Origin of the sequence: Snodgrassella sp. CFCC 13594, from assembly GCF_001590725.1 — a bacterium.
GTDB lineage: Bacteria > Pseudomonadota > Gammaproteobacteria > Burkholderiales > Neisseriaceae > Snodgrassella.
In genome coordinates this window covers 1-25,213 of the sequence record NZ_LQXR01000012.1, presented here as the reverse complement: position 1 = coordinate 25,213, position 25,213 = coordinate 1, and the positions used below count along the sequence as shown (strand labels likewise).

24 protein-coding genes and 2 pseudogenes are annotated in these 25,213 nt (G+C 46.9%); 16 read left to right on the top strand and 10 right to left on the bottom strand.

The window, feature by feature from the left end; all coding sequences use genetic code 11:
* Window positions 1-149: 149 nt before the first annotated feature.
* Window positions 150-1,793 carry a lactate permease LctP family transporter gene (locus A2F46_RS08010; RefSeq protein WP_066568985.1) on the bottom strand — a complete coding sequence of 548 codons (1,644 nt, stop codon included), beginning with the start codon at window positions 1,791-1,793 and terminating at the stop codon, window positions 150-152.
* A gap of 321 nt (window positions 1,794-2,114) precedes the next feature.
* On the opposite strand from A2F46_RS08010, the gene A2F46_RS08005 reads away from it, so the two are divergent.
* On the top strand, window positions 2,115-2,891 hold the full coding sequence (locus A2F46_RS08005; protein WP_082783634.1) for a FadR/GntR family transcriptional regulator: 777 nt from the start codon (window positions 2,115-2,117) through the stop codon (window positions 2,889-2,891).
* Between the two features lie 66 nt (window positions 2,892-2,957).
* Here A2F46_RS08005 and A2F46_RS08000 read toward each other — a convergent pair whose 3' ends face one another.
* The 4 genes from A2F46_RS08000 to tsaD are packed head-to-tail and all read right to left on the bottom strand — an operon-like array spanning window position 2,958 to window position 6,982.
* A complete protein-coding gene (locus A2F46_RS08000; protein WP_082783633.1) occupies window positions 2,958-3,404 on the bottom strand; it encodes a DUF4124 domain-containing protein in 447 nt (148 codons plus the stop codon).
* A gap of 34 nt (window positions 3,405-3,438) precedes the next feature.
* Window positions 3,439-3,960, bottom strand: a complete 522-nt coding sequence (locus A2F46_RS07995; protein ID WP_082783632.1) for a hypothetical protein — start codon at window positions 3,958-3,960, stop codon at window positions 3,439-3,441.
* A 10-nt stretch (window positions 3,961-3,970) separates the two neighbouring features.
* Window positions 3,971-5,902: an ABC-F family ATP-binding cassette domain-containing protein gene (locus A2F46_RS07990; RefSeq protein WP_066568983.1), complete on the bottom strand. Its 1,932-nt coding sequence runs from the start codon at window positions 5,900-5,902 to the stop codon at window positions 3,971-3,973.
* Between the two features lie 42 nt (window positions 5,903-5,944).
* Window positions 5,945-6,982, bottom strand: coding sequence for a tRNA (adenosine(37)-N6)-threonylcarbamoyltransferase complex transferase subunit TsaD (gene tsaD, locus A2F46_RS07985; RefSeq protein ID WP_066569136.1), 1,038 nt, complete (start codon window positions 6,980-6,982; stop codon window positions 5,945-5,947).
* Between the two features lie 282 nt (window positions 6,983-7,264).
* Here tsaD and A2F46_RS07980 point away from each other — a divergent pair, with 282 nt between their 5' ends.
* The 4 genes and pseudogenes from A2F46_RS07980 to A2F46_RS07965 all read left to right on the top strand — a co-directional run bounded on the left by A2F46_RS07980 (window position 7,265) and on the right by A2F46_RS07965 (window position 9,471).
* Complete coding sequence (locus A2F46_RS07980) at window positions 7,265-7,534, top strand: YbeD family protein (RefSeq protein ID WP_066569133.1); 270 nt, start codon at window positions 7,265-7,267, stop codon at window positions 7,532-7,534.
* A complete protein-coding gene (gene lipB, locus A2F46_RS07975) occupies window positions 7,534-8,175 on the top strand; it encodes a lipoyl(octanoyl) transferase LipB (protein ID WP_066568980.1) in 642 nt (213 codons plus the stop codon). Before A2F46_RS07980 ends, lipB begins: the two co-directional genes overlap by 1 nt.
* Window positions 8,172-9,127 (top strand): annotated as a pseudogene (gene lipA, locus A2F46_RS07970) (lipoyl synthase). The gene lipB and the pseudogene lipA overlap by 4 nt, the downstream one beginning before the upstream one ends.
* A gap of 56 nt (window positions 9,128-9,183) precedes the next feature.
* Window positions 9,184-9,471 carry a pyrimidine/purine nucleoside phosphorylase gene (locus A2F46_RS07965; protein WP_066568978.1) on the top strand — a complete coding sequence of 96 codons (288 nt, stop codon included), beginning with the start codon at window positions 9,184-9,186 and terminating at the stop codon, window positions 9,469-9,471.
* A 1,068-nt stretch (window positions 9,472-10,539) separates the two neighbouring features.
* On the opposite strand, the gene dapB is transcribed toward A2F46_RS07965, so the two are convergent.
* Window positions 10,540-11,352 (bottom strand): 4-hydroxy-tetrahydrodipicolinate reductase, encoded by an 813-nt coding sequence (gene dapB / locus A2F46_RS07960; RefSeq protein WP_066568976.1) that lies wholly within the window; start codon window positions 11,350-11,352, stop codon window positions 10,540-10,542.
* A gap of 20 nt (window positions 11,353-11,372) precedes the next feature.
* Window positions 11,373-11,777, bottom strand: coding sequence for an outer membrane protein assembly factor BamE (locus A2F46_RS07955; protein ID WP_066568974.1), 405 nt, complete (start codon window positions 11,775-11,777; stop codon window positions 11,373-11,375).
* A 116-nt stretch (window positions 11,778-11,893) separates the two neighbouring features.
* Between A2F46_RS07955 and fur the strand changes: the two genes are divergently transcribed.
* The 3 genes and pseudogenes from fur to dapD all read left to right on the top strand — a co-directional run bounded on the left by fur (window position 11,894) and on the right by dapD (window position 13,962).
* Window positions 11,894-12,328: a ferric iron uptake transcriptional regulator gene (fur, locus tag A2F46_RS07950; protein ID WP_066569131.1), complete on the top strand. Its 435-nt coding sequence runs from the start codon at window positions 11,894-11,896 to the stop codon at window positions 12,326-12,328.
* A 37-nt stretch (window positions 12,329-12,365) separates the two neighbouring features.
* Window positions 12,366-13,112 (top strand): leucyl/phenylalanyl-tRNA--protein transferase, encoded by a 747-nt coding sequence (gene aat / locus A2F46_RS07945; protein ID WP_156471602.1) that lies wholly within the window; start codon window positions 12,366-12,368, stop codon window positions 13,110-13,112.
* A gap of 33 nt (window positions 13,113-13,145) precedes the next feature.
* Window positions 13,146-13,962 (top strand): annotated as a pseudogene (gene dapD / locus A2F46_RS07940) (2,3,4,5-tetrahydropyridine-2,6-dicarboxylate N-succinyltransferase).
* A 56-nt stretch (window positions 13,963-14,018) separates the two neighbouring features.
* Here dapD and A2F46_RS07935 read toward each other — a convergent pair.
* The 3 genes from A2F46_RS07935 to A2F46_RS07925 all read right to left on the bottom strand — a co-directional run bounded on the left by A2F46_RS07935 (window position 14,019) and on the right by A2F46_RS07925 (window position 15,123).
* Window positions 14,019-14,303, bottom strand: a complete 285-nt coding sequence (locus A2F46_RS07935; RefSeq protein ID WP_066568968.1) for a hypothetical protein — start codon at window positions 14,301-14,303, stop codon at window positions 14,019-14,021.
* On the bottom strand, window positions 14,296-14,697 hold the full coding sequence (locus tag A2F46_RS07930) for a phage holin family protein (RefSeq protein WP_066568966.1): 402 nt from the start codon (window positions 14,695-14,697) through the stop codon (window positions 14,296-14,298). Before A2F46_RS07930 ends, A2F46_RS07935 begins: the two co-directional genes overlap by 8 nt.
* A 102-nt stretch (window positions 14,698-14,799) precedes the next feature.
* Window positions 14,800-15,123 carry a YqjD family protein gene (locus tag A2F46_RS07925; protein ID WP_066568964.1) on the bottom strand — a complete coding sequence of 108 codons (324 nt, stop codon included), beginning with the start codon at window positions 15,121-15,123 and terminating at the stop codon, window positions 14,800-14,802.
* 268 nt (window positions 15,124-15,391) lie between these two features.
* Between A2F46_RS07925 and A2F46_RS07920 the strand changes: the two genes are divergently transcribed.
* The 8 genes from A2F46_RS07920 (at window position 15,392) to A2F46_RS07890 (ending at window position 25,170) form a co-directional block, all read left to right on the top strand.
* Window positions 15,392-16,261, top strand: a complete 870-nt coding sequence (locus A2F46_RS07920) for a phosphoribosylaminoimidazolesuccinocarboxamide synthase (protein ID WP_066568963.1) — start codon at window positions 15,392-15,394, stop codon at window positions 16,259-16,261.
* A 43-nt stretch (window positions 16,262-16,304) separates the two neighbouring features.
* A complete protein-coding gene (locus A2F46_RS07915) occupies window positions 16,305-17,099 on the top strand; it encodes a polyamine aminopropyltransferase (RefSeq protein WP_066568961.1) in 795 nt (264 codons plus the stop codon).
* A gap of 55 nt (window positions 17,100-17,154) precedes the next feature.
* Window positions 17,155-17,502, top strand: a complete 348-nt coding sequence (locus A2F46_RS07910) for a ferredoxin (protein WP_066568959.1) — start codon at window positions 17,155-17,157, stop codon at window positions 17,500-17,502.
* Window positions 17,495-18,139, top strand: coding sequence for an alpha/beta hydrolase (locus A2F46_RS07905; protein WP_369796324.1), 645 nt, complete (start codon window positions 17,495-17,497; stop codon window positions 18,137-18,139). The genes A2F46_RS07910 and A2F46_RS07905 overlap by 8 nt, the downstream gene beginning before the upstream one ends.
* A gap of 346 nt (window positions 18,140-18,485) precedes the next feature.
* Complete coding sequence (gltB, locus tag A2F46_RS07900) at window positions 18,486-22,952, top strand: glutamate synthase large subunit (protein WP_066568955.1); 4,467 nt, start codon at window positions 18,486-18,488, stop codon at window positions 22,950-22,952.
* 54 nt (window positions 22,953-23,006) lie between these two features.
* Window positions 23,007-24,230, top strand: coding sequence for an FAD-dependent oxidoreductase (locus tag A2F46_RS07895; protein WP_369796323.1), 1,224 nt, complete (start codon window positions 23,007-23,009; stop codon window positions 24,228-24,230).
* Window positions 24,206-24,457, top strand: coding sequence for an FAD-dependent oxidoreductase (locus A2F46_RS13450; RefSeq protein ID WP_369796322.1), 252 nt, complete (start codon window positions 24,206-24,208; stop codon window positions 24,455-24,457). The genes A2F46_RS07895 and A2F46_RS13450 overlap by 25 nt, the downstream gene beginning before the upstream one ends.
* A 71-nt stretch (window positions 24,458-24,528) precedes the next feature.
* Complete coding sequence (locus A2F46_RS07890) at window positions 24,529-25,170, top strand: LysE family translocator (RefSeq protein ID WP_066568953.1); 642 nt, start codon at window positions 24,529-24,531, stop codon at window positions 25,168-25,170.
* Window positions 25,171-25,213 lie beyond the last annotated feature (43 nt).

The following is a 25,213-nucleotide window of genomic DNA, read 5'->3' as shown; positions in this document are numbered from 1 at the left end:
TTTCAGCAGAAGTTCATTCAATCTTAGGTGTCCGGCCAAACTACTTGAGCTACTCTGGTTTGGGTTACACAATTTAAACCTGCGCCGACAAGCAAAAATACCCCACCAGATGGTAGGGTATGATGATGTTTCACTATATTAATCAAAGGTTAAAACAAGTGTAGGGTCCATGGAATCAAATACGTTTGGATTAACGACATCACACCAGCAAAAAAACAGAAGATCAAACTGTGTTTTACTGTGAAACGAAATAGGTTGGATTCCTTGCCTGCTAGGCCCACTGCTGCGCAGGCAATGGCAATAGACTGTGGTGAAATCATCTTGCCCGTTACCCCACCTACTGTGTTTGCAGCCACGGCTAGTTCTGGCAGCATACCCACTTGATGCGCAGTGCTGGCTTGCAAAGCACCAAATAAGGCATTGGCTGACGTGTCCGAGCCTGTTAGGAATACTCCCAACCAACCCAAGAAAGGAGAGAAGAATGGGAATGCTTTACCGGTATCGGCCAACACCAGAGCTAAGGTGGAGGAGAGACCGGAATAGTTGGCTACAAAGGCAAAGGCCAATACCAAGCCGATGGATAAAATGGGGTAGCGCAACTCGTGTAGGGTTTCACCAAAAGTTTTCACTGCATTGCTAGGTTTCATTTTGAGCAACCACACTGAAACCAGTGCCGCTAGCAAAATGGATGTGCCCACTGCACTGAGCAAGTTTAATTTAAATACGGCTTCATAAGGTTTGGGTTCGGCCACAATAGGTGCAGCTTTCATCACCAAATTGTCGAGATTGGGCCAATGAATGCTGATTTGGCTGATGTTATCCAACGCACCTTTGATGGCTTTTACCGTCCAGATGCTAACAAATACCGTCAATATTACAAAAGGTGACCAAGCCTTCATGATTTGCCCTGCAGAATACCCGCTGCCCGCACGATTTAAATTGGGTACCTTCATGCCTGCAAAAGTAAAGATTTCTTTGGGTTGCCATTTTTTCAAGAATGCCGACAAGCACACCAAACTCACCAATGCAGAGGTTACATCTGGCAGTTCGGGCCCAATAAAATTGGCGGTAAAAAATTGCGTTACTGCAAATGTGATGCCTGCAACCAAAATGGCTGGCCAGGTTTGGCGAATGCCGCGCATGCCATCCATCATGGCGACTAGCCAAAATGGAACGATAATTGACAAAATAGGCAATTGGCGACCAGCCAATTGGCCAATGTGGAAGGGATCTAAGCCAGATACTTTGCCGCCCACCAGAATGGGGATACCCAAAGCACCAAAGGCCACTGGAGCCGTATTGGCAATCAAGCACAAACCCGCAGCATACAGAGGATTAAAGCCTAATCCAACCAGTAATGAGGCGGTAATCGCTACTGGTGCACCAAAGCCTGCAGCCCCTTCCAAAAACGCACCAAAGCAGAAGCCTACGAGCAACATTTGCAAGCGCTGGTCTTCGGTGATGGAGAGTACCGAGGCTCGGATGATGTCGAATTGGCCTGTTTTTACGGTGACTTTGTATAAGAAAACTGCGGTAATAATAATCCAAGCGATGGGCCAAAGGCCGTATGCAAAGCCATACAATGCAGATGAGATGGCCATGCCGGTGGGCATGTTGTAAGCAAAAATTGCTACTCCGATTGCCAACAATAAGGTAATGGCACCAGCCAAATAGCCTTTCATACGCAAAATGGCCAAAGCAACAAAGAAAAAAACAATGGGAATCAGCGCAATGGCGGCGGTTAAATACAGATTACCGCCAACGGCTGAGTAGTTTTGTACCCAAGTTTCCATTTGGTTCTCCTAAAGCAGAATAAATAATATTGTTCTGTGGTTCAAAAAATCTTTATCAAACTTGATGTGTTGCGGGTTATTCGGTAAATTGGTAATACCAATTTACAAATAGGGATAATACTTTAAAAAAATTAACCACGCTGGTCAATGCTTTGATTTGTTAAAATTTATGTTGCTATTAATATTTTGATGAATCGGCATCTGGTTAATCGTTTTTTTGAATAAATTTAAAAAAATAATTATTTAAAATCATAATAATAAATTTTTTTATATGTAAAAATGAATTATTTAAATCAAATTAAAATAATATAAGGAGATGAGGTGAGTCGTGTTGCGGTGCAGAAACTGTCGGATCAAATTGCCGATGTACTGGAAGAACGGATATTAAATGGCATTTATGCCGTGGGCGAGCGGTTGCCTGCAGAGCGACATTTGGCGGAGGAATTTGGTGTATCACGCCCGCCTTTGCGCGACGCGTTGAGCCTATTGGCGGCACGGCATTTATTGGAAACCCGACCTGGCGGAGGGCACTATGTGAGCGCCCATTTACATCAAGATTTCTTGGGTAGTTGGCAAAACTTGATTGACCGGCATGATTATTTGCGTGATGACGTGTTGGATTTCCGTCGTTATTTGGAAGGTACCTTGGCATCCATGGCTGCATTGCGTCGTACTGAAGAAGATTTGGTACGCATGCAGTTTTGGTTAAAGCAAATGGAAGAAACGGGCACAGAGCAGCGGCAAGTGGCGCAACAATCTCAAGCGGATGTTTCATTCCATCAAAGTATTGCAGAGGCGGCACACAATATTTTATTTGCCCAACTTTCAGGCAGCCTATTGCGGATGTTGCATCAGCACACTCAAGACAATTTAGCCAATATGTTTGGGGTGGTTGACTGGCAGCCGCAATTAATGGCCCAGCATCGGGCCTTGTATCAAGCCATTAAGCGGCGGCAGCCCAAAAAAGCTGCTGATATGGCCTGCGCTCATATTGATTTTGTGGAAGAATCTTTGAAAGCGGCGACCGAAAAGCAGAAGCGTTTGGTTTTGTCACGGGAGCTGGCTAGCCAAGATAAATTGAGGGCTGCTAAAAAATAAACACCGATGATGCCAACGTCATCAGTGTTTATATAATTCCATGTGCTTTATTAAATATTATGTATCTTATTCAACATTTTGTTGTAATTGTTGCAAAGTTTGTTGCTTGGCTTTGACATTATTTTCTAGGCCTTGGATGCGTTCAAGGTATTTGGCGTAATTGCGCTCATTGCCGTAGCGAACTTGTTTACCTGATTCCAGAGCTTGCTGGGCGTCACGCAGCTGTTTTTGGGCTGCCTGAACTTGGGCTGAATTGCCGTGGTTTTGTGGTACAGCAGATTCCTTGGCGGCTGGACTTTGGCTACTGCTGGTGGGCGCCTGATAGGCTGGAACGCTTGAGAAGGTACCGGTATTTCGAACAGCAACAGCACGGCAGTGGTTGCCGTTGGGTTGCTCAGTGTAGAGCCGGTTACCACGGCTGTCGCGGCACTCGTACACCTGTGCCATAGCGCTTGTGCTCATCAGTAAGCCGGTTACGACTAAACCATAAAATAGGATAGATTGATGCTTCATGATGGTCTCGTTTCTGCTTTAACTTGAGCCGCGTTTACATGCGGCCTAATTCACGTTGCAACGCTTGAATGTTTTGCTGCCGATCCAGAACTGCTCCTTCCAACTGACGGACATTGGCTTGGTATTGGTTGTAATTGCTGCCTTTCATGGCGCGCCCTTGGCTTAATGCTTGCTGGGCTTGGGTAAGCGCGCGACGCTCATTGGCCAACTCTTGTTGTAATATGGATCGGCGAGAATTATCGCTGCCTTTGGGTACAATGTTCACCGCTGGCTGAGGCCCGGCTACAGCGGCACTGCGGCGACTGCTCACGGGTTGTGGCTTAGCGCGCACGCTGGGTGCCGCACTGGCCGTACGATAGCTGGGGCGACTGTCGCTGTAACTGCCGATTTTAGGCAGCTGGGCAACTGCACAATTGCCTTTGGGGTTGGAGGTATAGACTACGTCGCCATTTTCAATGCATGTATAAACCTTAGCCAAACTGGGCGTGCTGATCAGCAGTAGTCCGATGCCCAAAGCGAAAATTGTCTGTGGTCTTTGTTTGTTTAATTCATTCATAACCCGTACCTTATGCCTGAAAGCGATCTGGTATGTCTTGCTGGATGTGTTCCAGTTCTTCTTGCCAAGACAGCCATTGTTCTTCCAATGCGTTTAATTTTACTTTAATTTCAGCCAATTGGCTAAGTGCTTGTTGTAAATGTGCCTTATTGGCTTCGGTATAAGCGTCTTCACTGGCCAAAAACGCCTCATATTCGGCTTGCTTTTGCTGCCCCTCGGCCATGCTTTTTTCAGCTTGAATGATTTTGGTCTGCAGTGGTTTGCTCAGACGACCTATTTCTTGGCGAATTTGTGCCTCCAATCGCTTTTGATCTTTGCGGTTGGGGCTGGTTGCAGGTTGACTGAGATTAGAGGCGCTTGGATGATTGTCTGATTCTTGTGCCAGACGCCATTGGCGATAGCCAGCCAGATCGCCATCAAAGGTTTTCAGGCAGCCTTGGTCGATATACATTAGGGCATCGGTTGTGGCTTCTAATAGGCTACGGTCATGCGAAACCACAATCAACGCACCTTGGAAGCCTTGTAGTGCCAGTGTCAGTGCATGGCGCATGTCTAAATCCAAGTGGTTGGTGGGTTCGTCCAACAGTAATAAGTTGGGTTTTTGCCACACGATCATGGCCAGCGCCAGTCTGGCTTTTTCTCCACCAGAGAAAGGTTCAATGGCTTGTAAGGCCATATCACCAACGAAATGGAATCCACCTAAAAAATTGCGAATTTCTTGCTCGCGTATGTCTGGAGACAACTGTTGGATGTGCCAAATCGGGCTTTGATCTGTGCGCAACGTATCCAGTTGGTGCTGTGCAAAATAGCCGATTTTTAATTTTTCGGCGCGAACAATATCGCCTGAAAGCGGCGTGAGGCTGCCTGAAATGGCTTTGATCAAAGTAGATTTACCGCTGCCGTTCACCCCCAATAAGCCATAACGAGCGCCCGATTCGATAGACCAGTCCACATTGTTCAAGATGGCATGTTCGCCATAACCCAAGCTAATGTGATCCAGCTTCAGTAAAGGATTAGGTAAATGATCTGGTTGCGCAAATTCAAATGAAAATTCACTGTCTAAGTGTGCTGGTGCAATGCGCTCAAGCTTCGCCAATGCTTTCATCCTACTTTGTGCCTGCACGGCTTTGGTGGCCTTGGCTTTGAAGCGGTCGATAAACGATTGCAGGTGTTGGATGTGGGCTTGTTGTTTGACGTAAGCGGATTGTTGCTGGGCTAAACGCTGTGCCCGTTCTTGTTGGTAAAAATCATAATTGCCGCCATATAAAGTGAGCTGATGCTGGCTTAATTCCACTGTTTGGGTGGTGGTGGCGTTGAGGAAATCACGGTCATGAGAAATGATGATTTGTGTGCTGGCCATACTCGCCAGATGGTTTTCTAGCCACAATACGGTTTCTAAATCCAAATGGTTGGTGGGTTCATCCAGCAGCAACAAATCAGCACGGCACATCAATGCTTGTGCCAAATTTAAGCGCATGCGCCAGCCACCGCTGAATGATTTAACAGGTTGCTGTTGCGCTGTTTCCGAAAATCCCAAACCACTGAGTAAACGTGCAGCGCGCGCAGGCGCTGTATAGGCGTCAATTTCTTCCAGTTTGGCATGGTATTCGGCTTGCAGCATACCGTCGCCATCTGCTTCCGCTGCTTTTAAGGCTGCCTGAAAATTTTGCAGCTCGGCATCACCTTGCAAAACATAAACCAACGCCGCCTCATCCAGTGCTGGCGTTTCTTGTTTTACTGCCGCCAAACGCCAATGTTTGGGAATGAGAATATCACCGCCATCTTGGTTAATTTCACCTTTGATCAGTGCAAACAAGCTTGATTTGCCGGTACCGTTTTTACCGATAAGGCCCACCCGTTGGCCCGGATTGATGCTTAAATTGGCGTGTTCAAGCAGGACTTTGGTACCGCGCTGTAAGGTAAGTTTTTTGAGTTCTATCATGGTATCGAGGCTGTGTATTGGGCAGGCATCAGGCTGCCTGAATTAGGCAGGGAAGGGGCTGCTGACAATGTCGCTTAACGGCCAGCGCGGTTTGACATTGAATCCGGCTACTGGCTTGGCTTGTTGCAGGTGCATGGCGCCAGCAAACGCAATCATGGCCCCGTTGTCGGTGCAAAAGCGCATGGGTGGGAAGAACGTGTCGGTGTTGGGTAACTGGTTCAAGGTGTCGCGCAACTGCCAATTGGCACCCACGCCGCCAGCTACAACCAAACGACTATAATGGGTTTGTTTCAGTGCTTGCTGTGCTTTGGTGCTCAAAACTTCAACCACTGCATCTTGGAATTCGCGACAAATATCGTTGCGCAAATCGTCTGGTATGACTTGGGAAGATGTGTTTTCGGCCTTGATTTTATTAACGGCAGTGAGCACGGCCGTTTTGAGTCCTGAAAAACTCATGTTTAAATCGCCAGAATGCAACATTGGACGCGGAAAGGTAAACACGCCCGGCCGTCCTTGCTTAGCGAGCTCAGATAATAAGGCACCGCCAGGATAAGGGAGACCCAATAATTTAGCGGTTTTGTCGAATGCTTCTCCGGCGGCATCATCCACGCTTTCGCCCAATAATGTGTATTGACCAACTCCTTTTACCGCCATGAATTGAGTATGTCCGCCTGATACCAATAATGCCACGAAGGGAAAATCTGGTTTGTGGTCACCGAGCAGTGGAGAAAGCATATGGCCTTCAAGATGGTGAACAGGGATGACGGGTTTTCCGAGTGCGAAGGCCAGTGCATTCGCGAAGCTGGCACCCGCCAACAAAGCGCCGCCTAAGCCTGGGCCTTGGGTAAAGGCCACCGCGTCAATATCGGCATAGGATTTACCCACTTTTTTCAGGCAAGCTTGTGTAAGGGGTACCAAACGGCGGATGTGGTCACGGCTGGCAAGTTCTGGTACCACACCGCCATACTCTGCATGCATGGCAATTTGTGTGTGCAGCTCATCGGCGATAAGCCCAACTTTTGTGTCGTACAGTGCGACGCCCGTTTCATCGCATGAAGATTCAATACCCAATACCAACATGGTGTGGCCCAGACCCAAATTAACAATCCATTAAAAACGGCATTTTACCCGATTTCCAGTGCTCATGCCGCATGCCTATGGTAGAAGAGGCGCTGGACCAAAGCGGTTATTTTTAAAAAATGAATCCTAAAACAGTAGATTGCATTTCTCAAACAGACTTGCTTTCCTCCTTTTGGGTACATAGCAGTTGGCGAGGGTTTGCGGTAGAATTAATCTATTGTGAATGGGGGTTGAAAAGTGTCAGCGCTTGTGTTGCTACGCTTATTAAAGAAAGAATGTGCCATGACAGAAGAACGCCAAACCAGTTTGGAATTTCCACAAGACTTTCCCATTAAGGTTATGGGTGCGCAACATCCAGAATTTGCTGCAACAGTATTGAAAGTAGTGCAGGAACATGCGCCCGACACCACTGAGCAGCACGTTCGCACCCGAGACAGCAGTAAAGGTAATTATTTGAGCGCCACGGTGACCATCAATGCCCAAAGCCAAAAACAGTTGGACGATATTTATCGTGCCTTAACAGCGCACCCGTTGGTGAAAGTAGTACTCTAATGAAAGTAGTTCAATGGGGTTTGTGCGCGTATCGGCCGGTTTTTGAAGCCATGCAAACGTTCACAGATCAGCGCACGCCAGATACAGAAGACGAATTGTGGGTGGTGGAACATCAACCTGTGTTTACTCAAGGCATGGCTGGGAAACCCGAACACATTTTGGTGCATGATTCCATTCCCGTGGTGCAAATTGATCGCGGCGGACAAGTCACATACCATGGCCCAGGTCAATTGGTGGTATACACCTTGATTGATTTTAAACGCCGCAAAATCAGCGTTCGCACATTGGTGACGCAACTGGAAAACAGCATTATTGCCACGTTGGCTGATTATGGGATCAATGCGGCGAGTGATCCTAAGCGGCCGGGTGTCTATGTGGGAGAAAAGAAAATTGCATCCCTGGGGCTGCGTATTAAACATGGCGCGGTATATCATGGGTTGGCTTTGAACGTGAATATGGATTTATTACCGTTTACTCACATCAATCCTTGCGGTTATGCGGGGCTGGCCATGACCCAGATGGCCGATTATCTGCAACCTTGTCCCTCAGTGAATGAAGTAGCCGAAAAGTTGACTGAGTATTTGGCCATCAAACTCAATGTGTCAGCAATGGGCACACACGAACAGAAAGAAGCGGTATGAACCAAGACAATAGCCAAGGCGTGAAACACAAAGGTGCTGCTAAAACCGCGCGTATCCCTATTAAGGTGATACCTTTGGAAGAAAAGCTGAAAAAGCCGGAGTGGATACGGGCTAAATTGCCTACGGGAAAAAAGTTTTTTGAAATCAAAAATATTTTGCGTGAGCAAAAATTGCATACCGTTTGCGAGGAAGCAAGTTGCCCGAATATTGGTGAGTGTTTTAGCAAGGGTACGGCTACGTTCATGATTATGGGTGATATCTGTACCCGCCGTTGCCCATTCTGCGATGTGGGCCATGGCCGCCCCAATCCTTTAGATCCTGCGGAACCTGGACATTTGGCTGATTCTGTACGTGCCATGAATTTGCGTTATGTGGTGATCACTTCCGTGGATAGGGATGATTTACGCGATGGTGGCGCTCAGCATTTTGCCGACTGTATTACGGCGATAAGAGAAGCTAGCCCGCATACCCAAATTGAGATTTTGGTGCCGGATTTTCGAGGCAGATTGGATGTGGCTTTGGCAATTTTGGCCAAAACACCGCCAGATGTGCTTAATCACAATTTGGAAACAACCCCTCGTTTGTATAAGCAGGCTCGGCCTGGTGCTGATTACCAACATTCATTAGATTTGCTTAAACGATATAAAGCGATGATGCCAGATGTGGCCACTAAATCTGGAATTATGGTGGGCTTAGGCGAAAGCGATGAAGAAATATTGGGGGTGATGGCCGATTTACGCGCGCATAATGTGGAAATGATTACTGTGGGCCAATATTTGCAACCGAGTAATGGCCATTTGCCCGTGATGCGTTATGTGACGCCGGGGCAGTTTAAATCGTTTGAAACGCATGCTTATGAAATCGGGTTTAAACATGCGGCTATTGGTGCATGGTGCGTTCTAGTTATCATGCAGATGCCCAAGCCGAACATGCGGGTGTGGTTGTTGAATGAATGCTAGCTAGGCATCATGGCGATTGGTTGCCTGAAAACAATTGAAGGATAAAATGATGGCGCGCGTAAACGAATATTTCGATGGTAAAGTGGTGTCGATTGCGTTTAAAACAGCTTATTTGCCCGCAACGGTGGGGGTGATGCAGCCGGGTGAGTACACATTTAACACGGATTATTTGGAAACCATGACTGTTGTCAGTGGTGCTTTAACTGTGAAGTTGCCGGATTGCGCCGAATGGCAAACGTTTGTGGCCGGATCGTCATTTCAAGTGGCTTCCAAGCAAGAGTTTCAGCTAAAAGTAGACATGGATACGGCTTATTTATGCACCTACGGCGAAATTTGATTGTCGCGTCTGATTCAGCAAAAGGTAGGCAAGAAAAATAGCCGATTGGCTATCTGTGAAAATTGACGCATAGATTTCTTGGCTCAGTAAAGCATATCCGCTCAGATTTTTGAATTGAAACAGTGTATGTTGGAGATGCTATCCTTTTAAAAAAATTACTTTTTTTAAAAGGCAAAGGAATCGATTTTTGGGTATGAATTTTTGGCGTCATCCTTGTTTTTAATGCCCATAATCGCAGCAAGCCTTTCAACTAACTTGCTTCATGAGGGGGGTGATGGCTGCACTCAAATTTTTTGCGCAACTGCGGGTTCAAGAGTATTTGAGTCGATTAATTCTTCCTTAATGATTCATCTTATATGTATCGGACCGCTAGAGTATTTGAGCTATTGGCACTGTGCTAGTGATTGCTGGTTTGTGTAATGGGAAGAGGTTAGATTTACCATTTGGCTCGTGGCCATTTTGATAAACTTTCTTGATGGAATCCATTTTCAATCAAGTCATACCCTTGCCAGCATATGGTTAAATATCCATTTTCTTGCGCCCGTTTTGAATAGCGCCGTCATATTTCTTCGGTAAGGATTTGTTGGCGTGTCCATCAATATACATATCGCCTTTTTGCGCAAATATCGAGGCGGTGCGGGCACCAAAACTTTCACTTTTTGGCTTTCAATTCACTGCTTAATACTGTTTATCTCAAAGTCATTGCCGCAATATCATTCGAAAAATTGCACTCATTACACTAGTCCTTTAAAAAGAACACTATTGCCAGCTTTATATAGAAACTATGGTATAGATAGTAATAACAGTAGCATGTGTAAAACTATTTCAGGCAGCCATTACAGCTAGGAGCTCTTTACTCATAAGGAAAAATAAAGAATTGGGTAGGTTTACCAACAGGATTAACGATATTTTGGCCACTCGCCATCAGCCATTCGCTGATGTCTTCTTGGTAGATGTGGGCATTTGGAAATTTGTGGATACGCAAAGACCTCTGTTGAATGAGGCCTTTGGGTGAGTAGTTTCGTATCGGAAGAATCCAATACCTATTTTGTGATTAGGCGGAACGGATTATGGCTTTAGACCGAGCACGTCTTGCATGTCGAATAACCCTTGATGGTGTTGCCGCAACCACAAAGCAGCACGTACTGCGCCATTGGCAAAAGTGGCGCGACTGGAGGCCTTGTGGGTAATTTCTACACGTTCACCATCAGTGGCAAATAAAGCCGTGTGGTCGCCCACAATATCACCGGCACGGATGGTGGAAAAGCCAATGGTATCTGCTTTCCGCTCACCAGTATGGCCTTCTCGTCCATAAACTGCACATTTTCTTAAATCTCGGCCCAATGTTTCAGCAATCACCTCTCCCATGCGCAAGGCGGTACCAGATGGCGCATCAACTTTATGGCGGTGATGTGCTTCAATAATTTCGATGTCGTAGTCATTCAGAATACGTGCTGCCGTTTGTAGCAAAGCAAAGGTTAGGTTGACACCAATGCTAAAGTTAGGCGCAAATACCACGCCAATTTTTTCTGCTGCGGACACGATTTTTGCTTTGCCTGCTTCATCAAAACCAGTGGTACCAATAATGGCATTGACACTCAATTTTTCACAGGTCATTAAATAGTTTAAGGTGCTGGCCGGGCGCGAAAAATCAATTAGAACGTCACTTTCACTCAATACTTTGATTGCATCGTGGCTGATGGTAATGCCAGTTTTCAGGCCCACCGTAAATCCTGCGTCGAGTCCAATGGCGGGGGATTGGTCATGTTCCAATGCACCGCTTAAGACACAATTGGGATTGTGTTCAATGGCTTCAATTAAGGCTCGCCCCATTCGGCCATTGGCGCCAGCGATAGCAATTTTTAATGCTGATTCAGACATAGTTCAGTAACCTCGCCAATTTATTGGGCTGCAGAGGCTGCTGCGGCTTGTGTTGCTGCGGCCGCTTGTGCAGTCAATTGTTCACGGGCTTTTTGTAAAGCATCACCTTCTGCTTTAATCAATTGCCCTTCTGCATTGAAATACAAGGTGAGCGCAGTGTTTTCTTGAACCAGTCCATTGCGGGTTGTGACAAACACGTAATCCCAGCGTTCGCGATGAAACGGGTCTTGCAATAATGGCGTACCCAGTAACATTTGCACTTGTTCTTTACTCAGCCCGGCTTGCAGTTGTGTAATGGCTTGGGCATCCAACTCGTTGCCTTGAACCACTTTTAATTTATAAGAAGGGAAATTAGAGACACGCTCAACTGAGCAGGCACTCACGCTCAGTAGAGCAGCGGTGAGTAAGCAAAACGTTTTTTTCATGAAAACACCTCATGGCAAGGGTGATAAATACAATTTATCGCAGAGCAAGCGCCAGTGGGCAATTGCTTTAAAAATGCGTATTATAGCGATTATTGACCAACAGCGGTGAAACAGCCATGGATAATAATATAGCCCAATTAAAAGGCAACGGTTTGAAAGTAACGGGGCCTCGTCTGAAAATTTTGGACTTGTTTGAGGCGCGCCCTGAAGAACATTTGAGTGCCGAAGACGTTTATCGGTTGCTGCTGGAGGAAGGTGTGGAAATTGGTGTGGCCACCATTTATCGGGTGTTGACCCAATTTGAACAGGCCGACATTCTGTTACGCCATCATTTTGAAACGGGCAAAGCGGTATATGAATTGAATCGTGGTGGCCATCATGATCACATTGTCTGCGTCAAATGTGGCAAGGTCACCGAATTTTGCAGTGAGGAAATTGAAGCCCTGCAAGAGAAAATAGCCAAAGCCAATGGTTATCGTATTGTGGACCATGCCTTATATATGTATGGTGTTTGTGCTGATTGCCAGAAAAACGACAAACATTTGCTGTGATTGGATTAGCATACAATTAAGTGATGGTGGAGTGTGAATGAAAACAAACATTCATTTGCCTCAATTAACAGCGGATGAAGTTATTTTCCCCGATATTGAAGAGGCTCAACAGCAGCGCGATGGCTTGGTAGCAGTAGGCGGCGACTTATCGGTTTCGCGGTTTTTGGCCGCTTATCGTCAGGGTATTTTCCCCTGGTATGATGATGCCCACCCGATTATGTGGTGGGCGTTTTCGAAGCGTATGGTGTTGTGGACCGAAGAATTTAAAGTTTCGCGCTCATTGACGAAGACATTGCGTAATTCGACTTATCGGATTACTGTCGACCACGCTTTTGAAGGAGTGGTTCGCCGTTGCGCGCGCACATACCGTCCAGGGCAAGTGGGGACTTGGCTGGTGCCGGAAATGCAAGAGGCGTACCGCAATCTTTACCAAGCCGGGCATGCTTGCTCATTTGAGTGTTGGACACAAGATGAATATCAGCATTGGCGCCTGAGCGGAGGCTTGTATGGCATTGTGATTGGCCGGGTATTCTATGGTGAATCAATGTTTGCGCATGTGCGGGATGCATCTAAACTGGCATTTGTCCATGCGGTGCGTTACCTGCGCGCACGAGGCGTATCTTTGATTGATTGTCAGGTACATACCGATCATTTAGCACGGTTTGGTGCCCGTGAAATTGATTTTTCTGACTTCAAAAATGCATTGGATCAATATTGTCCTCAATCTTTGGACATGCCTATTGTGCCAACAGTGTTGGTAGATAATTGGGCAAATAAAGATTGAGCTTAACTTCTGTAATAAGGAATTGGATTGTTTATGTCTTTGCAAAATACCATTGAAATGGCTTTTGAACATCGTGCTGAGATCACCCCGACTTCAGTCAGCGCAGAAGTCAAAGAAGCGGTTTTGGAAACAGTTCGGCAGCTAGACTCAGGTGTCTTGCGCGTAGCCGAGAAAAAAAATGGACACTGGCAAGTCAATGAGTGGCGAAAAAGGCCGTACTGTTGTCGTTTAGAATTGCTGATAATGCGTTGGCTGATGATGGCGTGAACCGCTATTTTGATAAAGTACCCACCAAATTTTCGACTTGGAATCAGGCTGATTTTCAGGCAGCCGGCTTCCGTGCGGTGCCCGGTGCTGTAGCGCGTCACGGTAGTTTCGTGGCTAAAAATGTGGTGCTCATGCCTTCTTATGTGAATATTGGTGCTTATGTGGACGAAGGTACCATGGTGGATACGTGGGCCACCGTAGGGTCTTGTGCGCAAATCGGCAAGCACGTGCATTTAAGTGGCGGTGTGGGTATCGGCGGAGTACTCGAGCTTTACAGGCGGCTCCTACCATTATTGAGGATAACTGCTTTATTGGTGCGCGTTCGGAGATTGTGGAAGGTGTAATTGTGGAAGAAGGCAGCGTGATTTCAATGGGTGTATTCATTGGTCAATCCACCAAAATTTATGATCGTGAAACCGGTGAAATCAGTTATGGCCGTGTACCTGCTGGCTCAGTGGTGGTTTCAGGCAGCCTGCCGGCGAAAGATGGTAGCCACAGTTTGTATTGTGCGGTGATTGTGAAAAAAGTGGATGCTAAAACCCGTGCTAAAACCAGTGTGAATGATTTGTTGCGGGGCGTTTAATAGTTGATTATCAATATAAAAAAGAAGCAGGCAAATGCCTGCTTCTTTTTTATTGTTTATTTGTTTTCTTGACGTGGTTTGCGCCACAGTGTGATTGCACTCAATAGGGCGCCCAAAACGATTTTATTGCGCCAATTTTTGGGCTTGTTGAGCAGTTTAAACGCCAATCCAGTTAGTGGGATGCCATCCAGCATGCCTAACCACCGCGACCAATCCAGGGTGGGTTGTTGCCGACTGGACCTGCTTTTTAATTGTTCAGAAACCAGTTTTAAACGCACCACTTCCGCTTTAAGGTTGAGGAGTTCTTTTTGTTGCTGCCAAGTGGGTGTGCGTTTACTCATCGTTTTTCTTTCCTATGCTGGTATCGCGGTTGTTTAGATAGGCAAAATCCTGCTCCATTGCATGTAAAGTGTCTTCCATAAAGCGGCCCTGTTGCTGCCATAGTCGAGCCACCCACCACAATAAACCGATAACCACTAAGAAAAACAAACCCGTTAAGCCAAAAAATACCCACATTTTGGCCACAGGGGAAAGCACGCTGTTGAGTGCGAACAATAAGCTGATAAAACCAAGAAAAAAGGCCACCGTCGAAAACAAGGCCGCCACAAACAGAAAAATAACGCTGCGCAATTGCGCAATGGCATCCAAACGCAGCATTCTTAGGCGCAGCCACAGCAGCTCGCTGCCATAGGTTAACCAGCTTTTAAATTGGCGTGCATGATCGCCTAAGCCCATGATGGTGTGTCCCAGTGTGGTTGGTTATCAATATAATGATTCATGACGTGGCTTATTTATTTCAGGCAACCTACTTGGCTGCCTGAAATATCAATCACACCATTAACGACGTTTACAACTGCTGCTCATCAACAAGCCCACCAATAGACCTGTCAAAGCGGCGGCGCCCATGGCGTAGTAAGGTTGTTCCCTGACTAATTCGTCGGTGCGTGCTGCCGTTTCACGTGCTTTTTCAGTGAGTGTAGATTCCATGTCCCACAGGTGGTCTTTGGCTTTGGTTAATTTTTCTTGGACTTTTTGTTTCAGCGCTTTGGCTTGCTCAGAACCGTTATCCACAGAAGACTCATACAAATCTTCTACTTCATTTAATACGGAACGCACTTCCTTCATCAATTCTTTTTTCTGGGCTTCAAAATCTTTACTCATGATGGTTTCCTTTCGTGCAGGAGATAACAATTAAAGGCCATGTTGGCATTAAAATGGGTACCACGAAAAATATCTGGGTGGTAAAACACCATTTTCAAGTACACAAGCTGCCTGAAAGACGTAATTTTCGGTTAAAATAAACGTCTTGCTGTTGGCTTGAGCGCAGGACGATTAACGTTAACATATTGGTATGGACATTGCCAATCTGCATATTTGTGTCTTGGTGCTGCGCCAGTCGATACACACCTGAAATTCAGAAAGGCGGGTCATGAGCGAATTGGGGTTAAAAAAGATTTATTCAGGCAAAGTACGTGATTTATATGAAATCGATGGCCGGCGTATGTTGATGGTGGCTTCGGATCGTTTATCGGCATTTGATGTGATTTTGGATGACCCGATTCCTGGGAAAGGCGAAATTCTCACACAAATTTCCAATTTTTGGTTTGAACAACTCAAAAATGTGATGCCTAACCATTTTACTGGCGAAACGGTTGATGATATTTTGCCACCAGCGCAAGCCAAAGCATTGGCCAAGCGGGCTGTGGTGGTTAAAAAGCTTGAGCCATTAAAAATTGAAGCCATTGTGCGGGGTTATTTGGCGGGGAGCGGCTGGAAGGATTATCAGAAAACAGGTGCCATCTGCGGCATTACCCTGCCAACTGGCTTGCAAGAAGCACAGCAGTTGCCGGAAGTGATTTTTACCCCTTCAAGCAAAGCTGCCGTGGGAGACCATGATGAAAACATCAGCTTGGCTGAGTGCGAACGTTTACTGGGTTCAGAATTAACCCGCCAGGTGCGTGAAAAGGCCATTGCCTTGTATTCACAAGCTGCTGAATTTGCTCGCCAGAAAGGCATTATTATTGCCGACACCAAATTTGAATTTGGCTTGGATGAACACGGAACACTCACGTTAATGGATGAGGTATTGACCCCTGATTCCAGCCGATTTTGGCCGGCAGACCAATACCAAGTGGGCACCAACCCGCCTTCATTTGATAAGCAGTTTATCCGCGATTGGCTAACGCAGAGTGGTTGGAATAAGCAACCTCCTGCACCGAAAGTGCCTGCGGATGTGATTGACAAAACATTGGCCAAATATCAGGAAGCACTGCATTTATTGGCCGGCACCGATGCTTAAACCACTAAGGCTGCCTGAAAAGGCAGCGTGATTCTCGATATTTATGCCACAACATCCTTATCGCCGCCTGCGTCCCGGGCGACACGCCTTGCCTGAGGTGGGTATTTCCGAAGAAGGCAATATTCGCTCTTTGCACTTGGGTACGCCCACCATACAAAGCTCAATGAATTTGGACAATCCCAGTGAGCTGGTATTGTCGTATAGCCGCGCCATGATGGCGTGGCTGTTGTTCGTGGACGAGTTGCCCAAACACATCACTGAAATTGGTTTGGGTGGCGGTTCTTTTGCGCGCTGGATTGATGCGTTTTTGCCTGAAACGCGCCAGACTGCAATTGAAATCAATCCCCAAGTGATCCAAATTGCCCGTGGACTGTTTGAATTGCCGTTTGAAAGTGATCGCTTTGAAGTGATTGAAGCGGATGGCGCCGAATATGTGAAAGTTTTGCGCGGCCAAACGGATGTGCTGTTGGTGGATGGGTTTGATGGCGAACAAATCATTGATGAATTGGTTAGCGAGCCATTTTTTGCAGACTGCCGCACCGCATTAAGTGATCGCGGTGTGTTTGTAACCAATTGGTGGCAGGGCGATAAACGATTCCAGACATTTGTGCGTCGTTTGCGCGCAGTGTTTGATCATCGTGTTTTGATGGTGCCTGCACAAACGCATGGCAATGTGGCGGTGCTGGCTTTCCAAGAAACACCCACGATGCGCGATTGGGCAGCGTTAAAGAAACGCGCGCAACAGCGAGCCGCTCAGTTTGATCTGGATTTGCCCATTATGTTGGCTGCGATTAAGTCACAACAACACCATCATCATTCTGGCTTGTCTTTTGATTGAATGAAGGTTTCAGGCAGCCTGCTTATCTAGGCGCTCTTTGATAAAGGAATGCAAAATGGCTTATTTTCAACGGCATGTATTTGTGTGCTGTAATCAACGCAATGATCCGAGTCGTCAAAGTTGTGGTGATGACGAGGTGGGTGCTGGTGCGCTTGATTACATCAAAGGGCATGCCAAAAAACAAGGATTAATTGGTCCAGGCAAGCTGCGTGTTAGCCAATCAGGCTGTTTGGGGCGTTGTGACGAAGGTCCTTGCTTGGTGATTTACCCTGAAGGGCGGTGGTATACCTATGTGGATGACGCTGATTTACAGGAAATCTTAGATGAGGACTTGGCGAAAGGCCGCCCTGTTGAGCGTTTATTGCTGGATCCGCTAGAGGAGGAAAATTCGGATGTTGGCTAAACAGCAACAATTGTGGATAGCAGGACCTGTGGGGCGTTTGGAAACCCTTTATGTGCCAGCGCAAGGTATGGGTCGCGGTGTGGCTGTCATCAATCATCCCAATCCGCTGCAAGGCGGGTTGAATACCAATAAAGTCGTACAAACGGCAGCAAAAGCTTTGTCGCAATTGGGCTTTCATTGCTATTTGCCCAATTTTCGGGGCGTGGGATTGAGTGACGGACAGCATGATTATGGCCGCGGTGAAGTGGTGGACTGTTTGGCTGTGGCTGATTATGCCCGTGCACAACATCCTCAAGCCACCCAGTTTGTATTGTCGGGTTTTTCTTTTGGTGGTTATGTGGCACTGTTTGCGGCGCGTACCGCTAAGCCGGATGCGCTATTGCTCATTGCCCCTGCAGTGGGTAAATACACTGTGCCTGCGCCACCGGCATTTGATGCTTTGCGAACCTTACTGATCCAAGGTGAGGATGATGATGTGATCCCTTTGAAAAATGGTTTGGTTTGGGCTGCAGAGCAAGGCATGCCTGTGGTGGTGGTGCCGGGAGCCGGACATTTTTTCCATGGGCAATTAATGTTATTGCGGCAGTGGATTGTCCGTTTGCTTCCGGCCTTATTGGCATCCCATAACGCTGATTAAATGGCAGGTGTGTTTGGGATAACTAGAATCGGCGCCATTGTTGTGTACACAGTACACTGGCGCATGGATTGAGATATAGATGCTGGTTCTTCTATAAAGGAGAATCAACCATAAATCTGGCATTCACTAGTGGGATGTGGTGAAAAATGCTGAAAATGGCACATGATGTAATTTGAATAAAAACGCACCTAGTGGATTTGTTCAAATGATTCTGACATACAAATGAAAAAATTAGTTTCGCAGTGCAAAAAAACTTTGACGCAGTGCGGTAAAGTTTTGTATTTTAACGCTCTTGCTTTGCCCAAAAGAACACTACTAAAGTACTACCAGCAAAAGAGGTTTTGGAATGACCAAACTATATGATCGCACCTTAGAAAAAGAAAATTGCGGCTTCGGATTGATTGCCCACATACAGGGCGAACCAAGCCACAAAGTGGTGCGTACTGCCATCTTGGGTTTGTCGCGTATGCAGCATCGTGGCGCTATTTTGTCCGATGGGAAAACTGGGGATGGTTGCGGCTTGTTGATGCAGATGCCGAAACGGTTTTTTCAAGCAGTAGCGGAAGAAGCTGGCATTGCCTTGGCTAAGAACTTTGCCGTGGGGATGGTGTTTTTACCTCATGAAGAGGCTTTGGCAACAGAATATCAGGCCATTATTGAAGAAGAGCTGACCCGAGAAACCTTAGGCGTAGCGATGTGGCGTGAAGTACCCATCAATCAAGCGGTGTTGGGTGAGATTGCGTTGGCTGACATGCCCATTATTCGTCAGGTGATTGTGAATGCGCCAGCGGGTTGGCTGCCGCGTGATTTGGAGCGGCGTTTATTTATGACGCGTCGGCGCATTGAAAAACGCATTAGCCACCGCGACTTTTATATATGCAGCCTGTCTAATCAGGTCACCATTTATAAAGGTCTGTGCATGCCCAAAGATTTGCCTAAGTTTTATCTAGACTTGGCCGACTTGCGCATGCAATCTGCGATTTGTTTGTTTCATCAACGCTTCTCCACCAATACTTTACCGCGCTGGCAGCTGGCTCAGCCATTTCGTTATTTGGCGCACAATGGCGAAATCAATACCATTTCAGGCAACCGGGCATGGGCGCGGGCGCGTGCATACAAATACCACACACCGCTGATTCCTGATTTACAAACGGCAGCTCCTTTTGTGAATGAAACGGGCTCTGATTCCAGCTCATTGGACAATATGCTGGAATTGTTTGTGAATGGTGGCATGGATTTATTCCGCGCTATGCGCTTATTGGTGCCACCGGCATGGCAGCATAACCCAGACATGGATGATGCTTTGCGCGCGTTTTACGACTTCAACTCTATGCACATGGAACCTTGGGATGGCCCCGCAGGCATTGTGTTGAGTGATGGCCGCTACGCGGCTTGCAACCTTGATCGCAACGGTTTACGTCCAGCGCGTTATGTGATTACCCAAGATGGATTGATCACCATTGCGTCTGAGGTGGGTATTTGGGATTACGCGCCGGATGAAGTGTTGGAAAAAGGCCGTGTCGGCCCTGGTGAATTGTTGGTAATTGATACTAGGGAAGGTAAGCTGCTGCATTCCAGTGCCATTAATAATGAATTGAAAGCGCGGCACCCTTATCGAGAGTGGTTGGATAAAAATGTACTTTCGCTGATTCCTTTTGAGCAATTGCCAGATGATCAGGTGGGCGAGCCATATTTGGATCCCGCTAAATTGGCGGTGTTTCAAAAGCAGTTTGGGTATGATCAAGAAGAGATGGAAAGCGTGTTGCGCGTTTTGGGCGAAAACGGTCAAGAAGCAGTGGGCTCGATGGGTGATGACACGCCTTTTGCCGTGCTTTCTCAGCGTCCCCGTCTCATTTACGATTATTTCCGCCAATATTTTGCGCAGGTGACCAATCCGCCCATCGATCCTTTGCGAGAAAAACACGTGATGAGCTTGACCACCAGTATTGGTCGAGAAATGAGTGTATTTTTTGAAGCAGAAGGGATGTCGCATCGGGTTAATTTTAAATCACCAGTGCTGTTGTACTCTGACATGATGCAACTTTTAAAGTTGCCTGAAGCGCACTATAAAAGTCATCGTTTGGATGCCGTTTACAATCCCGCAGAAATGGGGCTGGAACAGGCCATTGAAAAACTGTGTGATGCCGCAGTGGATGCGGTGAAAAATGGCGCAGTGTTGCTGATTGTGTCTGACCGCAAAATTGGTAAGGATTTAATCCAGATTCCTGCGCCGATGTCAGTAGGTGCAATTCAGCAGCGTTTAGTCGATACCAATTTGCGCTGTGACGCCAACATCATTATGGAAACTGGCTCTGCTCGCAATCCGCACCACTTTGCGGTGTTGATTGGTTTGGGCGCCACTGCTGTGTACCCCTATTTGGCGTATGAAAGTTTGGCGCGCATGGTCAGCATTGGTGCGATTGCCAAGCCCTTGCGTGTGGTCATGGCCAATTTTCGCAATGGTATCAATAAAGGCTTGTACAAGATTATTTCGAAAATGGGGATATCCACCATTTCATCTTACCGTTGTGCTCGTTTGTTTGAAGCCATTGGTTTCCATCATGAAGTGGCTCATTTATGCTTTAAAGGGATGGCCAGTCGCATTGAAGGAGCAACCTTTGAGCAGTTGGATGCTGAATTACAGCGCTTTCACAAAGTCGCATGGCAGCGCAGTAAATCCTTGGATTCGGGCGGTTTTTTGAAGTTCAAGCCGCAAGGTGAATACCATGCATACAATCCTGAAGTGGTGAATACACTTCAATCAGCGGTCAATACTGGTGACTATGCCAAATACCGCTTATATGCGGATGCAGTGAACAACCGACCAGTCACCACTTTGCGTGATTTATTGCGCTTGAAAATCGAGAATAAAACGCCCATTGCGCTGGATAAAGTTGAAGCGGCGGAAAATCTCTATCAACGATTTGACAGCGCGGCTATGTCGATCGGTGCATTGAGTCCAGAGGCTCATGAGTCTTTGGCCATTGCGATGAATCGTTTGGGTGGCTTCTCAAATTCGGGCGAGGGTGGTGAAGACCCCAAACGCTATGGCACTGAAAAGGTGTCACGCATCAAGCAAGTGGCTTCTGGTCGGTTTGGTGTGACCCCAGCTTATTTGATGAGTGCCGATGTGATTCAAATTAAGGTGGCGCAGGGCGCTAAACCCGGTGAGGGTGGCCAATTACCGGGTGATAAAGTGACTCCATACATTGCCCAACTGCGCTATGCCGTGCCTGGTGCTACTTTGATTTCACCGCCACCACATCATGATATTTATTCCATTGAGGATTTGGCGCAGCTGATTTTTGACTTGAAACAAATTAACCCACGTGCGCTGATTTCTGTAAAACTGGTATCTTTGCCTGGTGTGGGTACGATTGCTACGGGTGTGGCCAAAGCTTATGCCGATCTGATTACCATTTCTGGTTACGATGGGGGTACCGGTGCAAGCCCGTTGACCAGTGTGAAATATGCAGGCAGCCCTTGGGAATTGGGTTTGGCTGAAGCACAACAGGCTTTGGTGGAAAACAATCTACGCCATAAGGTGCGATTGCAAGTTGATGGTGGCCTCAAAACGGGTTTAGACATTATCAAAGCCGCGATCTTGGGCGCTGAAAGCTTCGGTTTTGGCACAGGGCCGATGGTAGCATTGGGTTGTCGGTATTTGCGTATTTGTCATCTAAATAATTGTGCGACTGGTGTGGCCACGCAAGATGAAACTTTGCGTAACAAGCATTTCCACGGATTGCCTGAAAAAGCCATGAATTACTTTAAATTCATTGCTCAAGATGTTCGTGAAATTATGGCCCAGTTAGGTGTTGCTAAGCTCACGGATTTGATTGGTCGTACGGATTTGTTGGAAATTATTGCAGGTACTACGCCCAAGCACGCCACTTTGGATTTGAGTGGCTTGTTGTATTCGCCCAAAGTACCAGCAGGCAGTGCATTGCATTGCACTCAAAATAACCCGCCATTTGATAAAGGGCGCCTCAATCGCAGCATCATGAAAGATATTGGTGATGCGTTGGCAAGCGGTAGTAACGTGGACTTGAGCTACGACATTGACAATACCGATCGTTCAGTGGGCGCAACTTTATCTGGCCAAATTGCCGAGAAATATGGCAATCGTGGTAATTTGGAACAGCAGTTTGATATTCGTTTGAATGGTACGGCAGGTCAAAGTTTGGGTGTGTGGTTGGCTGGCGGCGTTAATTTGTATCTGACAGGTGATGCCAATGATTATGTGGGCAAAGGCATGGCTGGCGGTAAGATCGTCATCCGGCCACATGGCGGCACCGCATTCAAACCAGAAGAAGCCACCATCGCTGGCAATACCTGTTTGTATGGCGCTACAGGCGGCAAACTGTTTGCTTCTGGTAAAGCGGGCGAACGCTTTGGTGTGCGTAACTCCGGTGCCACTGTGGTGGTTGAGGGCATTGGTGATAACGGCTGCGAATACATGACCGGTGGGGTGGTGTGTGTATTGGGTCAAACAGGCATTAATTTCGGCGCAGGCATGACCGGTGGTTTTGCTTATGTATTGGATGTGGACGGCGGTTTTGACCATCGCCTGAACACCGAATTGACCGAAGGCCTAAGCATTACGGATTTGCCGACGCATCAGGAGCATTTGCGCGGTTTGATTGCCGAACATGTGGAAAACACACACAGCCCACTGGGTGAGCGTATTTTGGGCGATTGGGACAACTATGTTGACCGCTTTGTGTTGGTCAAACCCAAAGCCAATGATGTTAACGCGTTATTGGGGCACAAGCGTCGCACTGTCACGGAACTGCGTGCGGTAACCCAATAATCTGGCTTTCAGGCAGCCAGCTAGGCTGCTTGAATCGCTGGGCACATACAAATCATGCCATTGTGCATAAATAAAAAAATATTCAAGGAAACACCCATGAGCCAACGAGAAAACGTGTATCAGTTTATTGATTTGCCGCGCGTTGATCCGCCGAAAATCCCTCTGGCTACCCGACAGTCTGAATTTGTTGAAATTTATCAATATTTTACCGATGCGCAAGCGGCTGCTCAGGCTGATCGTTGTTTGGCCTGTGGCAATCCCTATTGCCAAAACAAATGTCCCTTACACAACAACATCCCAAATTGGCTAAGATTAGCCAATGAAGGGCGTATTATTGAAGCGGTTGAATTGGCGCACGCCACCAATAGCTTGCCTGAAGTCTGTGGGCGTGTGTGCCCGCAAGACCGTTTGTGTGAAGGCGATTGCACATTAAATGCAGAATTTGGTGCAGTCACCATCGGCAACGTTGAGAAATACATCACGGAGAAAGCCTTTGAAATGGGTTGGAAACCGGATGTCAGTGGTGTCGAAAAAGTGGGTAAAAAAGTGGCCGTGATCGGTGCAGGGCCAGCCGGTTTGGGTTGTGCAGATGTATTGATCCGCAATGGTGTTGACGTAACAGTGTATGAACGCGCACCAGAAATCGGCGGTTTGCTCACATTTGGTATCCCTTCTTTTAAGCTTGAAAAAAGTGTCATGACGCGGCGCAGACAAGTATTCGGAGAAATGGGTATTGAATTTAAGCTAGGAGTCGAGATCGGCAAAGATATCAGCTTGAATCAGCTGGTGGATACATATGATGCGGTATTTTTAGGTGTGGGCACGTATCAAGGCTTGCGGGCAGGTATTGAAAATGAAGAAGCCAATGGCGTGTATTCTGCATTGCCATTTTTGATTGGTAATACCGAGCATGTGATGGGTTTGCCCAGTGATCAGTATGTATCGATGCAAGGTAAACGAGTGGTCGTTTTGGGCGGCGGTGATACAGCCATGGATTGTGTGCGCACTTCTATTCGCCAGCAAGCGGCTGAAGTGATTTGCGCCTATCGTCGCGATGCGGCCAATATGCCGGGTTCTAAAAAAGAATTCAATAACGCCAAAGAAGAAGGCGTGAAATTTCAATTTAATGTGCAACCGGTAGGCATTGAAACCAATGCGGTGGGTAATGTAACGGGCATTAAATTGGTGAAAACTCAATTGGGCGCCCAGATGCACGTGGTCGCCGAGTGGCCGAAGTGGTTGCTGGCAGTGAGATGGTTTTGCCTTGTGATGCGGTGATCATTGCGTTTGGTTTTGCACCCCATGACATGCCATGGCTAAACGCTGTGGGTGTTACTGTAGATGGCCGTGGTCGTATAGAAGCCAAAGGCGAGCACAAGCAACAAACGGCGAATGCCAAAGTTTTTGCGGGGGGTGATGTCACTCGAGGTTCTGACTTAGTGGTAACTGCAGTGGCTGAAGGTCGCGATGCTGCACACAGTATTTTGGATTATTTCGGCGTCTAATTTCTATTAACCGTGACTGATTTAAGGCTGCCTGAATGTTTTTCAGGCAGCCTTATTGTTGAAGGTGCGCTATGGGTTGGGGTACATGGTGGCTGTTTGTGCTCAGTAATGTGGTGATTTCGGCAACGCCGGGTCCCAATATGTTGCTGGCTTTTCAGTATGGTTTGAATTATGGTTTGCGTAAAACGGTCTACACTTTACTGGGATTGAGTGTGGGCTTGCTGATTTTATTGGGCCTATCTATTGGCGGGGTCTCCATTGTGAGTAGTCGCTGGCCTGCATGGTTTGAAATCGGCAAATCATTGGGTGCATTGTATCTGGCTTACTTAGGTTGGCAGGCATGGCATGCACGCAGTCATGATTTGTCGGGTGCCGACATCATTAAAGTAGCACCCACGCCGAGTAGGCTGTTCCGTATTGGTCTGGGGGTGTCGTTATCAAACCCCAAAGCAATTTTATTTTTTGCCGCATTTTTCCCGCAATTTGTACAAACAACATCGTCAACTCTGCCACAATATTTAATTTTAATTGTCAGTTTTTTTGTAATTGAGATCACATGGCAGTTGATTTATGCCTATTCTGGAAAAACTTTGGCACAATGGCTGCATCAAGGAAAAAGGTTGCAATACCTTAATCGAGGTTGTGCTGTGATTTTTATTTTGATCGCGGTGGGTTTATTGCTTGAGGCAGGGTGGTATTTTATGCATGAATGAATATTGCTCGTCCTAAAATGAGTTTGGGAAAGCCATTCAGGCA

What these genes read in the sequence shown, in the direction of transcription:
- A2F46_RS08010 (WP_066568985.1), bottom strand. Translation starts at nt 1,793, where the DNA reads ATGGAAACTTGGGTACAAAACTACTCAGCCGTTGGCGGTAATCTGTAT.
- A2F46_RS08000 (WP_082783633.1), bottom strand. Translation starts at nt 3,404, where the DNA reads ATGAAGCATCAATCTATCCTATTTTATGGTTTAGTCGTAACCGGCTTA.
- A2F46_RS07995 (WP_082783632.1), bottom strand. Translation starts at nt 3,960, where the DNA reads ATGAATGAATTAAACAAACAAAGACCACAGACAATTTTCGCTTTGGGC.
- A2F46_RS07990 (WP_066568983.1), bottom strand. Translation starts at nt 5,902, where the DNA reads ATGATAGAACTCAAAAAACTTACCTTACAGCGCGGTACCAAAGTCCTG.
- tsaD (WP_066569136.1), bottom strand. Translation starts at nt 6,982, where the DNA reads ATGTTGGTATTGGGTATTGAATCTTCATGCGATGAAACGGGCGTCGCA.
- A2F46_RS07980 (WP_066569133.1), top strand. Translation starts at nt 7,265, where the DNA reads ATGACAGAAGAACGCCAAACCAGTTTGGAATTTCCACAAGACTTTCCC.
- lipB (WP_066568980.1), top strand. Translation starts at nt 7,534, where the DNA reads ATGAAAGTAGTTCAATGGGGTTTGTGCGCGTATCGGCCGGTTTTTGAA.
- A2F46_RS07965 (WP_066568978.1), top strand. Translation starts at nt 9,184, where the DNA reads ATGGCGCGCGTAAACGAATATTTCGATGGTAAAGTGGTGTCGATTGCG.
- dapB (WP_066568976.1), bottom strand. Translation starts at nt 11,352, where the DNA reads ATGTCTGAATCAGCATTAAAAATTGCTATCGCTGGCGCCAATGGCCGA.
- A2F46_RS07955 (WP_066568974.1), bottom strand. Translation starts at nt 11,777, where the DNA reads ATGAAAAAAACGTTTTGCTTACTCACCGCTGCTCTACTGAGCGTGAGT.
- fur (WP_066569131.1), top strand. Translation starts at nt 11,894, where the DNA reads ATGGATAATAATATAGCCCAATTAAAAGGCAACGGTTTGAAAGTAACG.
- aat (WP_156471602.1), top strand. Translation starts at nt 12,366, where the DNA reads ATGAAAACAAACATTCATTTGCCTCAATTAACAGCGGATGAAGTTATT.
- A2F46_RS07935 (WP_066568968.1), bottom strand. Translation starts at nt 14,303, where the DNA reads ATGAGTAAACGCACACCCACTTGGCAGCAACAAAAAGAACTCCTCAAC.
- A2F46_RS07930 (WP_066568966.1), bottom strand. Translation starts at nt 14,697, where the DNA reads ATGGGCTTAGGCGATCATGCACGCCAATTTAAAAGCTGGTTAACCTAT.
- A2F46_RS07925 (WP_066568964.1), bottom strand. Translation starts at nt 15,123, where the DNA reads ATGAGTAAAGATTTTGAAGCCCAGAAAAAAGAATTGATGAAGGAAGTG.
- A2F46_RS07920 (WP_066568963.1), top strand. Translation starts at nt 15,392, where the DNA reads ATGAGCGAATTGGGGTTAAAAAAGATTTATTCAGGCAAAGTACGTGAT.
- A2F46_RS07915 (WP_066568961.1), top strand. Translation starts at nt 16,305, where the DNA reads ATGCCACAACATCCTTATCGCCGCCTGCGTCCCGGGCGACACGCCTTG.
- A2F46_RS07910 (WP_066568959.1), top strand. Translation starts at nt 17,155, where the DNA reads ATGGCTTATTTTCAACGGCATGTATTTGTGTGCTGTAATCAACGCAAT.
- gltB (WP_066568955.1), top strand. Translation starts at nt 18,486, where the DNA reads ATGACCAAACTATATGATCGCACCTTAGAAAAAGAAAATTGCGGCTTC.
- A2F46_RS07895 (WP_369796323.1), top strand. Translation starts at nt 23,007, where the DNA reads ATGCCATTGTGCATAAATAAAAAAATATTCAAGGAAACACCCATGAGC.
- A2F46_RS13450 (WP_369796322.1), top strand. Translation starts at nt 24,206, where the DNA reads ATGGTTTTGCCTTGTGATGCGGTGATCATTGCGTTTGGTTTTGCACCC.
- A2F46_RS07890 (WP_066568953.1), top strand. Translation starts at nt 24,529, where the DNA reads ATGGGTTGGGGTACATGGTGGCTGTTTGTGCTCAGTAATGTGGTGATT.